Genomic DNA, 17,032 nt, shown 5'->3' on the forward strand with positions numbered 1-17,032 from the left:
AAAATATCGCAGCGCCCTGCCAGCGGCTATTTTAGGGTTATTCTTCCCTACAAGGAGAATAATTCATGAGCCTCTTATCACCCGGCAATCGCCGGGATTTTCTCTCCGCCGGCATGAAACTCACCGCCGCAGGCACCTTGCTCAGCGTGGGCATGAGCCGCAGCCTTAATGCGGCTGAAACCTGCCAACCAGCCAATGCCAGCCGCGTTGATGCCACGCATTTTTTGCTGCGCAATGTGCGCCTGGAAGAAGCCTTTATCCGCAAACAGGATGTCATCACCGCCACGCAAACCGGTTTGTATGATGTTGAGGTGAATGCTGGCAAGATTGCCGCCGTTCATCCTTCGGGCGTCAGCCTTAATCTGCCAACGTGGGACGCCGCAGGTTATCTGCTGCTGCCCGCCACGCGCGACATGCATATCCATCTCGATAAAACTTTCTACGGCGAAAGCTGGCGCGCCCCGCTGCCGCGCCACAGCGTGATCGATATGATCCATCAGGAAGATCAGATCCTGCCCGAACTGCTGCCGACTTCTGAAATCCGTGCCGGGAAACTGATTGGCCTGCTGCAATCCAAAGGCAGCAGTTCTGCACGCAGCCATTGCAACATCGATCCGGTCAGCAAATTACACGGTCTGGAGCATCTGCAGCAGGCGATTGCCAGCCATCGCGATGATTTTCATGCCGACATTGTCGCCTTCCCACAGCACGGATTATTGCGTTCGCACGTTGAAAGCATGATGCGCGAAGCGATGAAGATGGGCGCGCACTACGTCGGCGGACTGGACCCAACCAACGTTGACGGCGCGATGGAGAAGTCACTGGATACCCTGTTCAGCATCGCGCTCGACTTCGCCGCACCGATCGACATTCATCTGCACGAAACCGAACCGCACGGTGTGGCGGCGATCCGCTACATGCTGAAAACGGTGCGCGGCAATCCGCAGCTGAAAGGCAAAGTCACCCTCAGCCACGCCTTTGCCCTGGGGACGTTACAGGGTAACGAACTGACGGCGATGATTGAGGAACTGAAAGAGCAGCAGTTTAGTATCGCCACCACCGTACCGATTGGTCGCGTAATCATGCCGCTGCCGCAGTTGCGCGCCGCTGGCGTGCCGGTGTGGTCGGGCACCGACACCATCGCCGATCACTGGCAGCCCTTTGGCAGCGGCAGCATGCTGGAGAAAGCCAACGTCTATTCGCAGCTCTATCGTGGGCCGGATGAGTATTCACTGAGTCGCGCGTTAGGTATCGCCACCAACGAGGTGTTGCCGCTGAATAGCCACGGCGAACAGCAATGGCCGAAAGCGCAGGACCACGCCACCATGATGCTGGTTAACGCCAGTTGCTCTGCGGAAGCTGTTGCGCACATCGCGCCGGTGATGGCGACGTTCTTTAACGGCAAACAGACGTTTGGCAGCCTGAAAAAGGTTTAAATATCGACCTGGTGCGCATCAATGCGCACCCTACGGGGAAAATCCTCACTTGCACCTGCGGGGTGCAGTTGCTGCTCCAACAGCGGCAGTTTATTCATCTCATCAAGCTGATACGCGAGCTATCAGGCCATCCGCAGACTGGCGCGTTTCTTGCGTGTAACAAATTGTGACTTATCGTTCCCTTTCGTCCAAAGAGGTCTGCGCTATGGAATTGAAATGGTTTGAAGATTTTCTCAGTGTCGCCCGCTGTTACAGTTTTACCCGCGCCGCCAATGAGCGGCATATCACGCAATCGGCGCTTAGTCGGCGCATCCGCCAGCTAGAAGAGTGGCTGGGCGTGCCGCTGTTTGACCGCAAAACCTATCCCGTCACCCTAACGCCGGAAGGCCAAACCTTTCTCGCCACCGCCAGCGAAACGGTATTCTCCATGACGCATCTGCGAAACGATCTGCATCAGCGTTATAGTTCACGCACCGCCGTGCTGCGCTTTGCGATGCTGAATACCCTTTCGCTGACCTTCTTTCCCGACTGGATCCAGCGGCTAAATTTGCAGCCGCACCTCAGCTATATCCGCTTATGCAATCAGAAGCCGAGCTTCGTCGAACACATTTCTACTCTGCACAGCGGTGAAACCGATTTCCTGCTGACCTACGCCAACGATGCTGTTTCCTTAATTCACCAGCTGGCGGCTTACCCGATGATTCAACTGGGCCGCGAGCGCGCTATCGCCGTGTGTCGCCCCGACAGCAGCGGCAGACCGCTCTATCCGGTACGCGCTGACGGCGGCCCAATTCCGTGGCTGAGTTACGGCCAGCACACCTTCTTCGCCCACGCGCTGGCGCAGATGCTGAGTAAACGGCCGCTGCCGCTGGAAGCCGTGTATGAAAACGGCATGTCGGTGAACCTCAAAGCGATGGTGTTGGCCGGCGCGGGTGTGGCCTGGCTGCCGCTGAGTTTGATCCACGAAGAGCTGACCAGCGGCAACCTGGTACGTGCCGATGAAAGCAGTTGGGATATCTCGCTGGCAATTCGGCTTTATCGTCAGCCGGTGCTGCAAAACCCGCAGGCAGAACAGCTGTGGTTGCGCGCTTGCGCCAGCGATACGGCAGACGCCGCCTGACGGCAAACTATGCAATTTTGGAATGGGGAGTGTGAATTGCTCATTGGCCTAACGCTGTTGTTTTCCTCCATGCTGCGAGTTCAGAGAGGCTGCCGCCTCTGGCGATACCTGACCAACCAAGCTGAGGACCATGATGGAAAACAAAGCGTTAGTGTGGAAATGGGTGGAAACGCATCAAGCGGACTTTTGTGATCTGAGCGATCGCGTGTGGGGCATGCCGGAAATCTGTTATACGGAATATCGCTCGGTGGCGGAGCATACCGCGATGCTGAAACAGCAAGGCTTTCGCGTCACGGAGAACGTGGCGGAGATTCCCACCGCCGTGATGGGCGAAGCCGGTGAAGGTGGGCCGATCATCGCGTTTCTTGGCGAATACGATGCGCTGCCGGGCCTGAGCCAGGCAGCCGGTGTTGCGCACTATTCGCCGCTGCCGGGCAACGGTCATGGCCACGGTTGCGGGCATAACCTACTGGGTTCAGCCGCTATGCTGGCAGCAACGGCGTTGAAAGCCTGGCTCGAAGAAACTGGCATGCCGGGTCGCGTACGCTATTACGGCTGTCCGGCAGAAGAAGGCGGTGCAGCAAAATCCTTTATGGCCCGCGCCGGTGCCTTTGATGGCGTCGATGTTGCTATTACCTGGCATCCAAGCGCGCACCATGAAGTCGCCAAACCGCTGTCATTAGCCAACACGCGGATGGATTTTGCCTTCAGTGGCCGGTCGTCACATGCTGCCGCCTCGCCACATCTCGGGCGCAGCGCACTGGATGCCGCTGAACTGATGAATGTCGGCGTGCAGTTTTTACGTGAACACGTGCCGCAGGATTCGCGCATTCACTACGCTTTTCTTGATGCCGGCGGCGTCGCGCCCAATGTGGTGCAGGCCAAATCCACCGTGCGCTACGCGATTCGTTCGCGCGATGTGCACGCCATGTTTGATCTCAATGAGCGCGTCAAGCGCGTGGCCGCTGGTGCGGCAATGATGACCGATACTCAGGTCGATATCAGCATCATGAGCGCCGTCTCCAATCTGCTCGGCAATCGCCCGCTGGAACAGGCGATGCAGTTCAATCTCGAAGCGCTGGGTCCAGTGCCGTTTGACCAGGCAGACCTCGCCTTTGCCGCTGAAATTCAGGCTACTTTAACCCCCGAAGAGATCGAAAACTGTTACCGCAAAACCGGCGTAAAGCCCGCCAATCCTAAACCACTCAGCGACTACATCATCCCGCTGGATACTCACGGCGAAGTGATGATCGGCTCCACCGATGTCGGCGATGTCAGCTGGGTGATCCCCACCGTGCAGGCACACGTGCCGACCATGGCGATAGGTACGCCCGGCCACTCATGGCAGCTTACCGCGCAGGGCAAAATGCCCGCGGCGCACAAAGCGCTGTCGCATGTCGCCAAAGTGATGGCAGCGACGGCGGTGGATGTGCTGACCGACAAAGTGCTACTGGCGCAGGTGAAAAAAGCACACTTCGAACAGGTGAGCGAGAAACCGTACCACTGCCCGATCCCTGCGGAGGTTAAGCCGCCGATTCAGCCAAGTCCGGACAATCTGTAACCACTCAGGAGAGAAGCATGACGATGAAAACACTCACTGCCGCCATCGCGCTGGCAGCAGGTTGCTGCGCCGCTTCGCAGGCCGCCACGCCGCCCGACTCGCTGGTGATGGCATGGAATATTGACGCCATCAGCACCTGGGATCCGGCACAAATTGGTGAAGTGGTTACTAGCGAGATCTACTCCAATACCTGTGACACGCTGGTGGATTTTCGCGTCAGCGATGAAACCCAGCTCGATCCCGGCATGGCGAAAAGCTGGGACGTTTCAGCCGATCGTAAAACCATCACCTTTCATCTGCAGGACAACCTGAAGTTTGCCGACGGCTCACCGGCGACGGCAGGCGATTTAGCCTGGTCGATGCAGCGCGTGGTGAAACTCGGATACGGCAACGCTGCCGCCATCAAGGAGTATGGCTTCAGCAAAGAGAATGTTGATAACCGCATCACCGCGCCGGATGATAAAACGCTGGTGATGAGTTTCGACAAAGCCTATCCCACCAATCTGGTACTGCAGGCAATCGCCGCCAATAACGTCTCATCGCTGCTGGATCGCAAACTGCTTGAGAAGCAAGCGGTGGACAGCGATCTCGGCCACAAATATCTCTCCACCCACACGGCGTGCGTCGGTCCGTATCAATTGGTGCGCTGGAACGCCGGTGAAGGCGTGGTGCTACAAGCCTCACCCAACTACTGGGGCAAAGCGCCGCTGCTGAAGCGCATTCTGATCCGTCACGTCGCCGAAACCGGCACACAGCGTTTGCTGGTGACGCAAGGTGATGTGGATATCGCACGCGATCTGTCGGCAGATGATCTGAAAACGCTGGATGAAGGCGGCAAGGTCAAAGTGGAGAAGGTGCTGAAGCCGCAGCTGTTCTTCTGGACCTACAACAACGAAGACCCGATTTTCAAAAATGAAAAAGTGCGTCTGGCGATGCGTTATCTGATCGATTACGACGGCCTCGGCAACAGCGTGATGCCTTATCTCGGCGTGCCGCGCGCCAGCTTTGTACAGCAAGGTGCCTTTGGCGCGTTGGATGCCAAACAAGGACAGCCCTTCCATCTCGATTTAGACAAAGCCAAACAGCTGCTGACCGAAGCGGGCTATCCCAACGGCTTTAGCGCCTCGGTGCTGTTTGGCACGCTGCCACACTCAGCGCCGATCGCGCAAAGCATCCAGCAAAACGCCGCTAAAATTGGCGTGAAACTCAATCTCGAACGCATGGCGAATGCGCAGCTGTTTAGCCGCGTGCGCGGCCGCGAGTTCCAGAGCGCGATGATGGCGTGGCAAACCTCGGTGCCGGATGCCTACGGCAACGCTTCGCGTCTGGTTTATAACCCGGATAACAGCAAAGAGGCGCGCGCCACGCAGTATCCGAGCTGGCGAGCCGCGTATTTCGACCCGCAGATGAACCAGAAAGTGGAGACCGCGCTGCTGGAGCCGGATGACAGCAAACGCAGCGCGCTGTACGCCGATTTGCAGCAAGAGCAGATGCAGAAAGGCCCGATGGCGATCATGTTCCAGATGTACAACAGCGCGGGCATTAACGCCGTGGTGAAGAACTGGACATGGAACGGTTTCCGCGTTTGGTACGGTGACGCAAGTAAATAATGGAGGTGGCTGATGTCTCAGGTGATCTCACCGCTAGCACAGAACACACCTTCCGCTGGCTGGCGTCTGTTGCGACGCCTTTCTAAGGGCGTTATTTCGATCGGTTGCACGCTGTTGGGGCTGGCCGCACTCACCTTCTTTATTGGCCGTTTGCTGCCGATCGATCCGGTGGTGGCGATCATTGGGGATAACGCCAGCCAGGAAGCGTACGACAAGATGTTCCAGCAGCTCGGCCTCGATCAGCCGCTGTGGCAGCAGTTTGTCGCTTACGTCTGGCAACTGCTGCATCTTGATTTTGGTATCGCGCTCACCACCAGCCATCCGGTGGCACAGGACATCGCCCGTGTGTTTCCCGCCACGCTGGAGCTGGCAACGGTGGCGGCGATTATCGGCGTGGGATTGGGCGTACCGGCGGGCGTGCTCTCCGCCATGTATCGCAACACCTGGTTCGATCATCTGATGCGCTTTGTCGGTTTGCTCAGCTACTCCACGCCGCACTTCTGGCTGGGACTAATGGGATTGCTACTGTTTTACGCCACGCTGGGCTGGATTGGCGGTCCAGGACGCATTGATTTCATCTACGAGTTCGATCTGCAACCGGTGACCGGCTTTTGGTTGATTGATAGCGCGCTGAGCGGCAAATGGGAGGTGTTCCGCAACGTGTTGGGTCACATCATTCTGCCCGCCTCGATTTTGGGTCTCAGCGCACTCGCCTATATCAGCCGCATGGTGCGCAGCTTCATGCTGGAGCAGCTTTCGCAGGAGTACATCATTACCGCGCGGGTGAAAGGTTTGTCGTGGGCGCGCTGCGTTTGGGTGCATGCGCTGCGCAACATCGCGGTGCCGACCTTGACCGTGGTTGCGCTGTCGTGGGCTTGGCTGCTGGAAGGCGCGGTGCTAACTGAAACGGTGTTCGCCTGGCCCGGTTTTGGCCGCTACCTCACCAATGCGCTGCTGGCCGGCGACATGAATGCGGTGGTTGGCTGCACCTTGCTGATTGGTGCCATCTTCGTTGCCCTCAACCTGCTGTGCGATCTGCTCTATCGCCTGTTTGATCCCCGCACGCGTCAGGAGGAACCATGACCGATTCCGTGAACAAATCCCCGACGCTGCCCGCCTCGCGGAGCTTACGCGCCTGGCTGCGCGATCCGGCACCGCAATCGCCGTTGCAGGCGCAAGTGCAGCTGATGTGGATTCAATGGCGCCGCTTTTGCGCCAATCACTCCGCGCTGTTTGGTCTGCTGGTGTTGCTGGTGATTATCGCTGCCGCGCTGCTGGCACCGTGGATCGTCAGCCACGATATCTACGCACAAAATCTGGCGCTGCGCCTGCAACCCGCCAACGCTGAGCATTGGCTCGGCACGGATGAGCTGGGCCGCGATATCTACAGTCGCCTGCTGTATGGCGCACGCATCACGCTGTATATCGCCGGGTTGACCGCCTTGATTATTACGCCGCTCGGGCTGCTGGTCGGCACCACCGCCGGTTATCTCGGCGGTTGGGTCGATACCGTTCTGATGCGGCTGGTGGATATTTTTCTCGCCTTTCCCAGCCTGATTCTGGCGCTGGCGTTCGTCGCCGCGCTTGGTCCCGGCATCGAGAATGCCATCATCGCGATTTCACTCTCATCGTGGCCGCCGATTGCGCGTCTGGCGCGCGCCGAAACGCTGGCCATCCGCAAAATGGATTACATCGCTGCCGTGCGCTTACAAGGCGCATCGTCGTGGCACATCATCGTGCGCCACATTGTGCCGATGTGTCTGCCTTCCGTGGTGGTGCGCGTCACGCTCAATATGGCGGCGATTATCCTCACTGCCGCCGGACTCGGCTTTCTTGGCCTCGGCGCACAAGCGCCGAGCCCGGAATGGGGCGCGATGCTGGCTTCCGGGCGTGAATTCATGCTTAACAACGGCTGGGTTGCCGCCATTCCCGGTTTAGCCATCCTGTTCACCAGCCTCGCCTTCAACCTGTTGGGTGATGGCCTGCGCGACGTAATGGATATCCGCCATGACTAATTCCCTGCTTCAGGTCAAGAACCTGAATATCGTATTCCGCAGCGCGCATGGCGAGCAGCATGCGGTGCGCGACGTTAGTTTTCAGGTCGGTCGTGAAAAAGTGGCGATCGTCGGCGAATCAGGCTCGGGCAAGTCACAAACCTGCCGTGCGTTGCTGAAGCTGACGCCGAAAATCGGCCACGTCAGCGCCGATCAGATGCAGTTTGGCGATATTGACCTGCTCAGCTGTAGCGAAAAACAGATGCGCGCTATTCGCGGCAATCGCATCTCAATGATCCTGCAGGATCCCCGCTTCTCACTGAACCCGCTGATGCGCATCGGCGATCAGGTGGCGGAAGCCTGGCGGCTGCATCGTCGTGTCAGCAAAGGCGAAGCACGACTGCGGGCGCTGGCGATGCTGGAATCGGTGCATATTCGCGATGTCGAAAGCGTCGCGCAGCGCTATCCGCATGAAATCTCCGGCGGCATGGGACAGCGCGTGATGATTGCTATGATGCTAATCCCGGAACCGGATTTGATCATTGCCGATGAACCGACGTCGGCGCTGGATGTGACGGTGCGCCAGCAGGTGTTGAGCATTCTCAACGAGCAACTGGCGCGCCGCCAAACCGGGCTGCTGTTTATCAGCCACGACCTCAATCTTGTGTCGCGCTTCTGTGACCGCGTGTTGGTGATGTACGCCGGGCGCATCGTCGAAGAGATCCGCGCCGACCGCCTTGAACAGGCGCAACATCCCTATACGCAAGCGCTATTAGCCAGCCAGCCGCGTCTGCATCAGCCGGTTGAGATGCTGCGCGTGCCGCTGCGTGAAGCCAACTGGCTTCACGGTCCCTGCTACCGCGATGGAGTGGCGCTATGAATATGATCCCAACGTCAGAACGCAGCATCGAACTGGTCGATCTCACCATCGCTTTCGGCAGCGGAACGCGTCGTCGTCAGGTGGTGGATAGCGTGAGTTTTACGCTGGCGTACGGCGAAAGTTACGGCCTGATTGGTGAATCTGGCTGCGGCAAATCGACAATTTTGCGCGCTCTGGCTGGCCTTAATCACGATTATCACGGCCATATTCTGTTCAATAACCGCGAACAGCAGCCACAGCGCGATAAAGCTTTTTATCGCCAGGTGCAGATGGTGTTTCAGGATCCGTATGCCTCACTGCATCCGCGCAAAATGGTATGGGCCAGCCTGCGTGAACCGCTCAAGCTGCACGGATTGGATCGCCATGAGGCGCGCATCAGCGAGGTATTGCACGCGGTGGGACTTTCCGATGCCTTCCGTTATCGCTATCCGCATCAGCTCTCTGGCGGACAGCGACAACGCGTGGCGATTGCGCGCGCGTTGATTCTTGAACCCTCGGTGCTGCTGCTGGATGAACCGACGTCGGCGCTGGATGTGTCGGTGCAAGCGGAGATTCTCAACTTACTCAGCAACATGCGCCGCCAGCGAGGGCTGACCTATCTGATGGTGACGCACGATTTAGCCGTAGTTACGCATCTGTGCAGCCGTGTTGGCATCATGCATCACGGCAAACTGCTGGAAGAGCTGAGCGCCGACAACGTGCGGCAAGGGCTGACGCAGGAAAACTACACGCGTGAGTTTCTCGCGGCCAGCGAGGCCTGACTATGAGGATTCGTTCATGACACTTATTGAAAAGCTGGCGCAGTGGTGCTTCACGCCGCCCGCCTTCTCGCCTCATGCACGCCAGTTAGCCTGCGATGCCATTGCCGATACGCTCGGCTGCATGGTCGCGGGGCGCAATGATTTCTCAACCCGAGCGGTGCTGCAAACCTGGCCCGAACACCCACGCACCCGCTCACTGGATGCGCTATTTAACGCCACCGCCGCGCACGCCATCGATTATGACGACAACTTTGCGCCTGGCATGAGTCACGCCTCGGCGGTGCTGGTGCCCGCACTGCTAGCGGTGGCGCAACAATGCGATGGTGCGCAGCTTATCCGCGCTTACCTGATTGGCCTGCAGGCACAGGCCTTTGTGGGTGAGTCGATTGGCTATCAGCACTACACCGCCGGCTGGCACGGCACATCCACCGTCGGCTGCATCGGCAGCGCGGCGGGCGTTGCGGCGCTGCTGGGCATGGATGCGGCGGGCATTGCGCGTGCACTCAGCATCGCGGTGAGTCTCGCCAGCGGTGTGAAAGGACAGTTCGGCACGCCGCTCAAACCCTTTCATGCCGGAATGGCCGCACGTAGCGCCGTCGATGCCGCGCTGCTGGCGCAAACTGGCATGCAAGGCCGCGCTGATATCATTGAATGCGCGCAGGGTTTTGCTGAGTTGTACGCGGGGAAACTCAGTGTTTCCGCATTGCCTGGTGAAAATGAACATGTTATCGAGCGCATCGGCGTGATGCCGAAAAAGCATCCGTGCTGCGGTTCAACGCATCGCATTCTCGACGCCATTGCCGATTTGCAGCAGCGCCAGACGCTATCGCTGGACGATATCGAAAGCGTGCATTGTCAGGTGGGCATCGCCAACTGGCGCAACCTCGCCTATGCACAGCCGCAGGATGAAATGCAGGCGCGCTTCTCGATGCAATATTGTGTGGCGATGATGCTGGAAAAAGGGGCGCTGAGCGTCACGGACTTTACCGCGCAAAGCGTGCGGGCGCAGACGGATAACGCGCTGATGGCAAATATCAGCATGTCGCCGTGGACAGCAGAACAGGAAGCGGAAAGCCGCGATTTACCCCACATTCTCACATTGCGCTTTAAAGATGGCCGCGAAATGGTGCATTCACGTCGCCATGCGCGCGGCGCGCACGATGAACCTTTTAGCGCAGCGGAGCGCGAGGCGAAATTTCATGACTGCTGTGCGGATTTGCCCAACGCTGGGAATATCTATCAGCAACTGATGCAGCTCGAACAACAGCATGATTTGGGGTTTATGCGTGAGTTGATGGTATGAGTTTTTGATATTGGCCGCCATGAATGGCGCCGCTACAACGAGTGCGCATTCATGCGCACCAGGTAAACATAGTCAATTTAGGCATTTGCCTGCGGCCGTCCTTTTCCATAGCTTGAAATCATCAACAGGAGAGGAACCTATGACAGCATCAGCACTACCGGTCGCGATTGTCACCGGCGGCAACAGCGGCATTGGCCTGGAAACCGTGAAGTTATTGGCGGCCGACCATCAGGTTTACGCGATTGGGCGCAATCAGCAAACGTTGCAGGCTTTAGAACAGGTCACCAATGTAATTCCGGTTGCACTGGATATCACAGATTTTGCCGCCGTGGCCGCGTTCACCGCCACATTAAATCGGGTTGATGTACTGGTGCATTCGGCGGCGATCTCGATTCTCAGCACTACCTTCTCCGCCACGCCAGAACTGTGGCAACAGCACCTGAATATTAATGTCATTGCGCCTGCAGAACTCACGCGCTTAACCTTGCCCGCCCTGCGCGCCTCACAGGGCAAAGTGGTGTTTATCAACTCCGGCTCCGGGACGCTGGCGTTAGCGGGACACGTCATTTACTCCGCCTCCAAATTTGCCCTTACCGCGCTGGCGCATGCGCTGCGTAGCGAAGAGAGCGAACATGGCGTGCGGGTTGCGACAGTCGCGCCCGGCCCAACCGATACGCCGATGAATCAAGCCTCGCGTGCCCGCGCGGGTAACCATGCACCGATCAATCCGCAGGAGTATCTCGATGCGAGTTCGGTGGCGCGCGCCGTGCGGTTTATTGTGGATAGCCCGGAAGATACGCAGATTGCAGATATTGTGATTCGTCCACGCCACGATAAAGCCAGGCGCTGATTCAGCAGTGAAAAATCCATAACGCGAGGCTGCCTTACGGCGGCCTTTTTCTTTTTTACGTTTTTTTAGCAATATTCTCACTGCTCATTCGTCTACCTCATCACCAGCAGTTATCCGTTAATGTCATGAGGACAAAACAGTGAGAGATTTTGATATGCACAGACGCGGTCATCGGGATCATTTTGGCGGTCATCGCCTGGCGAAACCGCTGCTGATGGGCGCGGTGATTATCGCCGCGCTGGGCTTGTTGGTGATGTCGCTGTGGAATGCGTTGCTGCCGGGCATCATCGGCGTGAAAAGCATCGGTTTCTGGCAGGCGCTGGGCTTGCTGGCGTTGTGCCGCATCTTGTTTGGCGGTTTGGGATTCCGTCCGGGCATGTTCGGTATGGCGCGTCGCCGCATGCACGAACGCTGGATGCAGATGACGCCAGAACAGCGCGAAGAGTTTATGCAGCATCGCCGCAATCGCTTTGGTCATCATGATCGTTGCGACTGGCATGGTCGTCGTGATGAGCGAGGTGAAACGCGTCCGCAGCCAGAGAATAATCCGCCCAAATCCAGCGACGCCGGGTAAGCGTGATGGCGCAGGATTCACTGCTGATGTCGGCAATCACCGCCTGCCGCACAAAGCTGAATGCGTTCATTCGCGGGCGAACTGACGAAATAACCGGATAACCCGATTGCCTGGCAATCGGGCATCATTTACCACCACTTTTTCTCTTGCTGCGGCTGCAAAAATTGCACGCCCTGCCCGAGTTGTGGCATCGACACATTAATCTGCTGTTCCTGCGCCAGCGTCACGATTTGATTAAGCGGATCATTCCATGCATGAAACGCTAAATCGAAAGCGGCATTGTGAATCGGGAACAGCCATTTCGCGTTAAGGTCAATAAAGGCTTTGATGGTGTCTTGTGGCAGCATATGAATATCGGCCCAGCGGCGGTCATACGCACCGTTTTCCAGGAAGGCCATATCGAACGGGCCGAATTTATTACCGATCTGTTTGAAACCATCGAAATAACCGGAATCCCCGCCATAGAACAGGCGGAAATCATCGCTGATAATGCTCCATGAGCACCACAGCCGCTTATTACTGTCGAACATGCCACGGCCAGAAAAATGCTGCGATGGCGTGGCGACAAATTGAATACCGCCGATATTCTTTGATTCCCACCAATCCAGCTGAGTGATTTTTTCCGGCGCAACGCCCCAGGATATCAGTAAATCACCGACACCCAGCGGCGTCAGGAAATAGCGCACGCGATCTTTGAGCTGCAAAATGGTGTGATAATCCAGATGATCGTAATGATCATGCGAAAGAATAACCCCTTCGATGGGCGGCAAATCTTCAAGCGCAATCGGCGCAGGCTGGAAGCGTTTCGGGCCAAACCACTTAAAGGGTGAGGCGCGCTGCGTAAATACCGGATCGGTCAGCCAGTATTTGCCCTGCATTTTAAATAGCAATGATGAGTGGCCAAGGCGAAATACGCTGTTATCCGCCGCAGCCGCAAGTTGCTGCGCGTCGAGTTTGATGAGCGGCAGCGCAGATTCAGGTGCGGTATTTTTCGGTTTGTTAAAGGCAAAATCCCAGAATAGTTTGGCGAACTCAGTTAATCCTAACTGCTGGCGTGGGATCTTATTGTTAAACCTTTTGCCATCAAACTGAGCGGATTGCGGATAGCGTTTTATATTGCAGCGACAAATGCTCGAACTATTCAACATTGATCTTTTACCTCTCATCCCGGGTCCTTCAGAATAGTCACTTTTACGGCAACGCACATCGCATATTGGGCGGTTGATGACTTCGCTAACGCCGAGAGTTAAAGTAACGCTTTTGCTTGATTTTATGAGGGAAAATGAAACGTTTATTTGTTTACGGTACGCTCCAGCCCGGCCATTCAAATGCGCATATTCTGGAAAACATCGGTGGCGAATGGCTGGCGGGAACGGTTTCTGGCACCTTTTATGAGCGCGGCTGGGGCGCAGCAGCAGATTTCCCCGGCATTGTGTTGCAGGAAAACGGCCCGCGCGTGCCGGGTTATCTGTTTATGTCTGACAAGCTCGAGCCACATTGGCCGATGCTGGATGAGTTTGAAGATGGCTACGATCGCGTGGAAGTTGATGTCACCACCAGCAATGGCGAGCTGATCACGGCGTGGATTTATCAGTTACAGCCGCAACTTTAACTTCACAATGCCAGTATTTACGCCCGATTTCGTATTACACCCCCAATGCGGTGCAACGTCCTCAATACAACCTGTAATGATCTGCGCACGTCATGATTTCGGCTTCTAGAATGAATCTCAAATAGACGAGAGGAATTCATGATGATCAAAGTCTGCACCGCCTGCGGCACATCTTACGATGAGCAACAGAGTCAAATCGAACACTGTAAAATATGTGAAGATGAACGACAGTTTGTGCCGGCCAGCGGGCAAAAATGGACTCCACTGCATAGCCTGCAAGCCATACACTGCAATAAATGGCAGCAGCACGCTGCCAACCTGTTCAGTCTGCAAACCGTGCCCAGCTTTGCTATTAATCAACGCGCGTTTCTGCTGCAAACGCCGCACGGCAATATTTTGTGGGATTGCATCGCTAATTTCGATAATGCCACCAAAGCGATTGTTACCGCGCTCGGTGGTATTCACGCCATCGCTATATCGCATCCGCACTATTACAGCACCATGCAGGATTGGGCAGCGGCATTCGACGCGCCGATCTATCTGCATGCTAACGATAGTCAATGGATTATGCGCGACAGCCCGCATATTCATCTTTGGCAAAATGACGAGCTGGAAATTGTGCCGGAAGTGAAACTGATTCGTCTTGGCGGACATTTTGCTGGCGGATGCGTATTGCATTGGACGCACGATGACGGCGTGCTGTTGAGTGGCGATATCGTGCAAGTTACGCCCGGCGCGGATGCGGTGTCATTTATGTGGAGCTATCCAAATATGCTGCCGTTACCGGCGGCGGCAGTCAGCGATATTATGCGTCGGCTGGCGGCGCTAAAATTTTCGCGCTTATACGGCGCGTTCGAGCATCGCCAAATTCTCACTGACGCGCAGCGGATCGTGATGCAGTCGGGCGAGAAATATATTGCCTGCTTGCAGAAGTCTCTCTCCTGAACGAATTGTAAGCAAACGCGCCGTGGATGGATGTACAGACGTCTAAACATCCATTATAGTCCGTTCCCTACGTTTAAAGGGAATCCGCGCAATGAAGAAAATTTTACTCACGACGCTGCTGGCTGCATCCGTGGCGCTGCTTAGTGGCTGCAACAAAGACGATGAAAATCAAATCAAAGTGGCCATTAATACCGGACCAGACCAGGCGCTGTGGGATACCGTGAAGCAAGTGGCGCACGACAAATATCAGCTGGATGTCGATGTGGTGGCCTTCAATGATTATGTGCAGCCGAATGAAGCGCTGTTCAACAAAGATGTCGATGCCAACGCCTTCCAGAGCCTGCCTTATCTGGAGATGCAATCCAAAGAGCGCGGCTACCACTTCGCCGTGGTCACCAACACCTTCGTGTTCCCGATTGCAGGCTACTCGCGCAAGATTAAATCGCTGAAAGCGTTGCCTGACGGCGCCACCGTGACCCTCTCCAACGAAGCCACCACGCTCGGCCGCAGCCTGCTGCTGTTGCAGGCGCAGGGCTTGATCAAAGTGAAACCCGAAGCGGGCTTGCTGCCAACCACGCTGGATATCACCGATAATCCGAAGAAGCTGAAAATTGTTGAGGTGGATACACCGCAGCTGGCGCGTACGCTGGACGATCCGCAGGTTTATCTTTCGATCATCAACAACAACTTCGCCGCGCTGGTTAATCTCTCTGCCTCGCGTGACGGCATGTTTATGGAAGGCAAAGCCTCGCCTTATGTGAATGCGATTGTGGCGCGTGAAGATAATAAAGACAGCGCCAACGTGCAGAAGCTGAAACAAGCCTTCCAGTCACAGGAAGTGCTGGATAAAGCCAACGAAATCTACAAAGGCGATATTATTAAAGGCTGGTAATTCGGCGATAACTGCGCAGATATTAACTGCGCAGTTTCAGCTTATTTAAAATCGACCTCCATCAACTCCGCAATAGTTGCATTACGCGTTGAAGCGACACAATGATGCAAATAGTCAGTAAACTTTGACGATGGCGGCATACCCAGCTCCAGCAATTTTTCATTGCTGAACACCACATTCAGTTTTGAAAAATGTCCATACAGATTCATGGCGCGTAATAAGATGCGTTCATTACAGGGACCAAACAGCGAAGAAAATGAGCTCCTGCTCGCTGCCAGTTCACGATAATTCACTTTCTGATACGTTTCGGCCACCGCAACGTGTCCCGAGGCTTGTGCCATCGCCTGATCAATCTCGGCAAACGTGACGCTGCTATTTTCGCCCGCTGAAATATGAATAATCGTTTTCTCCACGTTGGGAGCCGTCAATAACAACTCCAGCGCATCGGCACAGTAATCGACCGGCACCACATCGATACGGTCATTCAGCTCACACATAAATTTGCCTAACGTGAGCACCATGCGAAATACCCAAAAAATGCTCGGCGACGGCGCACAGCCACAGTCCGAATGCCCCACCACAATGGATGGTCGCGCGATGACTAAGGGCAGATTAGGTAACATCTCGCTCATCATTCTTTCAACCGTTGCTTTACTCCACGTATATTCCACAACGTGTTGTTCGCGCAGCGTATTCAACTCACTTTCCACCACCAGCGAATTGGCTTCGGGCGCACACGACATAGCGGTGCCGACATGCACAAAACGCTTGAGTCCTTTCACCCGTGCCATGCGACTGGCGAATGCGAAGGTGCCTTCTACATTGACTTTCCAGATCAGGGGATTCGCGCCAAACGAGGCGACAGCGGCGCAGTTAAGCACATGCGTAACCTTGGTCAAGCGCGCATCGTCAATAAACCGTTCCGGCTCAGCAAGATCGCCTATTAAGATGTTCTCGTGGGTGAGCCTGTTTAATTGACCGGCTTCAACGCCAAATTTAATCAGGTTTTCCTTAATTCGGTCTAATCCTGCAGCTTGACTATTAGCCCGCACTAATAAAAGTAGTCGGTAATGATCACTTTTCTTGAGCAGATTAACCGCGACCGCACCGCCCAAAAATCCAGTTGCACCCGTTATGAGTACTGTATTCATATTTTTTAACCCACCGGTTCGTTACAGGAAAAACTGTGCATTTAGCTGGCTCGAATCTATGCTCGCGTGGGTAAATGATGAATAAATGCCCTGTGCTTTCCTGCGGGCAAAACCGCTCCAGTGAGCATTGGTTTATATATGTTTAAATGTGATATTTGGGCCTCAGTGCGCAGTCAAATATTCCATTACCCTCAGCGTGAAAAATGAGCGCGATATAAAAATGGTGTAAAAATATCGGCGTTACGCGTAAAAATGCTGTACGTAAATTCGCCTGCCACTGTTCGCTTCGGTCGCAAACAGGTATGTTCGCCCTCATTAGCCTCAACCCTGATAAACCACAGGA

At 55.7% G+C, this 17,032-nt stretch carries 16 protein-coding genes; 14 read left to right on the forward strand and 2 right to left on the reverse strand.

Annotated elements, in window-relative coordinates:
- The first annotated feature begins 65 nt into the window (after window positions 1-65).
- The 11 genes from PO881_RS19855 to PO881_RS19905 all read left to right on the forward strand — a co-directional run bounded on the left by PO881_RS19855 (window position 66) and on the right by PO881_RS19905 (window position 12,089).
- The gene (locus tag PO881_RS19855) at window positions 66-1,436 is read left to right on the forward strand and encodes an amidohydrolase (RefSeq protein ID WP_280173145.1); all 1,371 of its coding nucleotides are present in this window, start codon (window positions 66-68) and stop codon (window positions 1,434-1,436) included.
- A 205-nt stretch (window positions 1,437-1,641) separates the two neighbouring features.
- On the forward strand, window positions 1,642-2,556 hold the full coding sequence (locus PO881_RS19860; RefSeq protein ID WP_280173147.1) for a LysR family transcriptional regulator: 915 nt from the start codon (window positions 1,642-1,644) through the stop codon (window positions 2,554-2,556).
- A gap of 133 nt (window positions 2,557-2,689) precedes the next feature.
- A complete protein-coding gene (locus PO881_RS19865) occupies window positions 2,690-4,117 on the forward strand; it encodes a M20 family metallopeptidase (protein ID WP_280173320.1) in 1,428 nt (475 codons plus the stop codon).
- A gap of 17 nt (window positions 4,118-4,134) precedes the next feature.
- Entirely contained in the window at window positions 4,135-5,727 is a 1,593-nt protein-coding gene (locus PO881_RS19870; RefSeq protein WP_192413035.1) for an ABC transporter substrate-binding protein, read from the forward strand.
- Window positions 5,728-5,739: 12 nt separating this feature from the next.
- On the forward strand, window positions 5,740-6,810 hold the full coding sequence (locus PO881_RS19875) for an ABC transporter permease (RefSeq protein ID WP_154157070.1): 1,071 nt from the start codon (window positions 5,740-5,742) through the stop codon (window positions 6,808-6,810).
- Window positions 6,807-7,742, forward strand: coding sequence for an ABC transporter permease (locus tag PO881_RS19880; protein ID WP_192234811.1), 936 nt, complete (start codon window positions 6,807-6,809; stop codon window positions 7,740-7,742). The genes PO881_RS19875 and PO881_RS19880 overlap by 4 nt, the downstream gene beginning before the upstream one ends.
- A complete protein-coding gene (locus tag PO881_RS19885; protein ID WP_192234809.1) occupies window positions 7,735-8,601 on the forward strand; it encodes an ABC transporter ATP-binding protein in 867 nt (288 codons plus the stop codon). Before PO881_RS19880 ends, PO881_RS19885 begins: the two co-directional genes overlap by 8 nt.
- Complete coding sequence (locus PO881_RS19890; RefSeq protein ID WP_192413038.1) at window positions 8,598-9,362, forward strand: ABC transporter ATP-binding protein; 765 nt, start codon at window positions 8,598-8,600, stop codon at window positions 9,360-9,362. Before PO881_RS19885 ends, PO881_RS19890 begins: the two co-directional genes overlap by 4 nt.
- A gap of 16 nt (window positions 9,363-9,378) precedes the next feature.
- On the forward strand, window positions 9,379-10,665 hold the full coding sequence (locus PO881_RS19895; protein ID WP_280173148.1) for an MmgE/PrpD family protein: 1,287 nt from the start codon (window positions 9,379-9,381) through the stop codon (window positions 10,663-10,665).
- Between the two features lie 139 nt (window positions 10,666-10,804).
- Window positions 10,805-11,515 carry an SDR family oxidoreductase gene (locus PO881_RS19900; protein WP_280173149.1) on the forward strand — a complete coding sequence of 237 codons (711 nt, stop codon included), beginning with the start codon at window positions 10,805-10,807 and terminating at the stop codon, window positions 11,513-11,515.
- Window positions 11,516-11,654: 139 nt separating this feature from the next.
- Entirely contained in the window at window positions 11,655-12,089 is a 435-nt protein-coding gene (locus tag PO881_RS19905; RefSeq protein WP_280173150.1) for a hypothetical protein, read from the forward strand.
- Window positions 12,090-12,217: 128 nt separating this feature from the next.
- Here the strand turns inward: PO881_RS19905 and PO881_RS19910 are convergent, their stop codons facing one another.
- Window positions 12,218-13,237 carry an MBL fold metallo-hydrolase gene (locus PO881_RS19910; protein ID WP_280173151.1) on the reverse strand — a complete coding sequence of 340 codons (1,020 nt, stop codon included), beginning with the start codon at window positions 13,235-13,237 and terminating at the stop codon, window positions 12,218-12,220.
- 134 nt (window positions 13,238-13,371) lie between these two features.
- Here PO881_RS19910 and PO881_RS19915 point away from each other — a divergent pair, with 134 nt between their 5' ends.
- The 3 genes from PO881_RS19915 (at window position 13,372) to PO881_RS19925 (ending at window position 15,538) form a co-directional block, all read left to right on the forward strand.
- Window positions 13,372-13,701, forward strand: a complete 330-nt coding sequence (locus tag PO881_RS19915; RefSeq protein WP_280173152.1) for a gamma-glutamylcyclotransferase — start codon at window positions 13,372-13,374, stop codon at window positions 13,699-13,701.
- A 141-nt stretch (window positions 13,702-13,842) separates the two neighbouring features.
- Entirely contained in the window at window positions 13,843-14,646 is an 804-nt protein-coding gene (locus tag PO881_RS19920) for an MBL fold metallo-hydrolase (protein ID WP_280173321.1), read from the forward strand.
- Window positions 14,647-14,737: 91 nt separating this feature from the next.
- Window positions 14,738-15,538 carry a MetQ/NlpA family lipoprotein gene (locus PO881_RS19925; protein ID WP_101761535.1) on the forward strand — a complete coding sequence of 267 codons (801 nt, stop codon included), beginning with the start codon at window positions 14,738-14,740 and terminating at the stop codon, window positions 15,536-15,538.
- Between the two features lie 41 nt (window positions 15,539-15,579).
- Here the strand turns inward: PO881_RS19925 and PO881_RS19930 are convergent, their stop codons facing one another.
- Window positions 15,580-16,689 (reverse strand): SDR family oxidoreductase, encoded by a 1,110-nt coding sequence (locus PO881_RS19930; RefSeq protein WP_192413049.1) that lies wholly within the window; start codon window positions 16,687-16,689, stop codon window positions 15,580-15,582.
- Between the last annotated feature and the right edge of the window lie 343 nt (window positions 16,690-17,032).

It is taken from the genome of Pantoea sp. SS70 (genome assembly GCF_029866845.1).
GTDB classification, from domain to species: Bacteria; Pseudomonadota; Gammaproteobacteria; order Enterobacterales; family Enterobacteriaceae; genus Pantoea; species Pantoea leporis.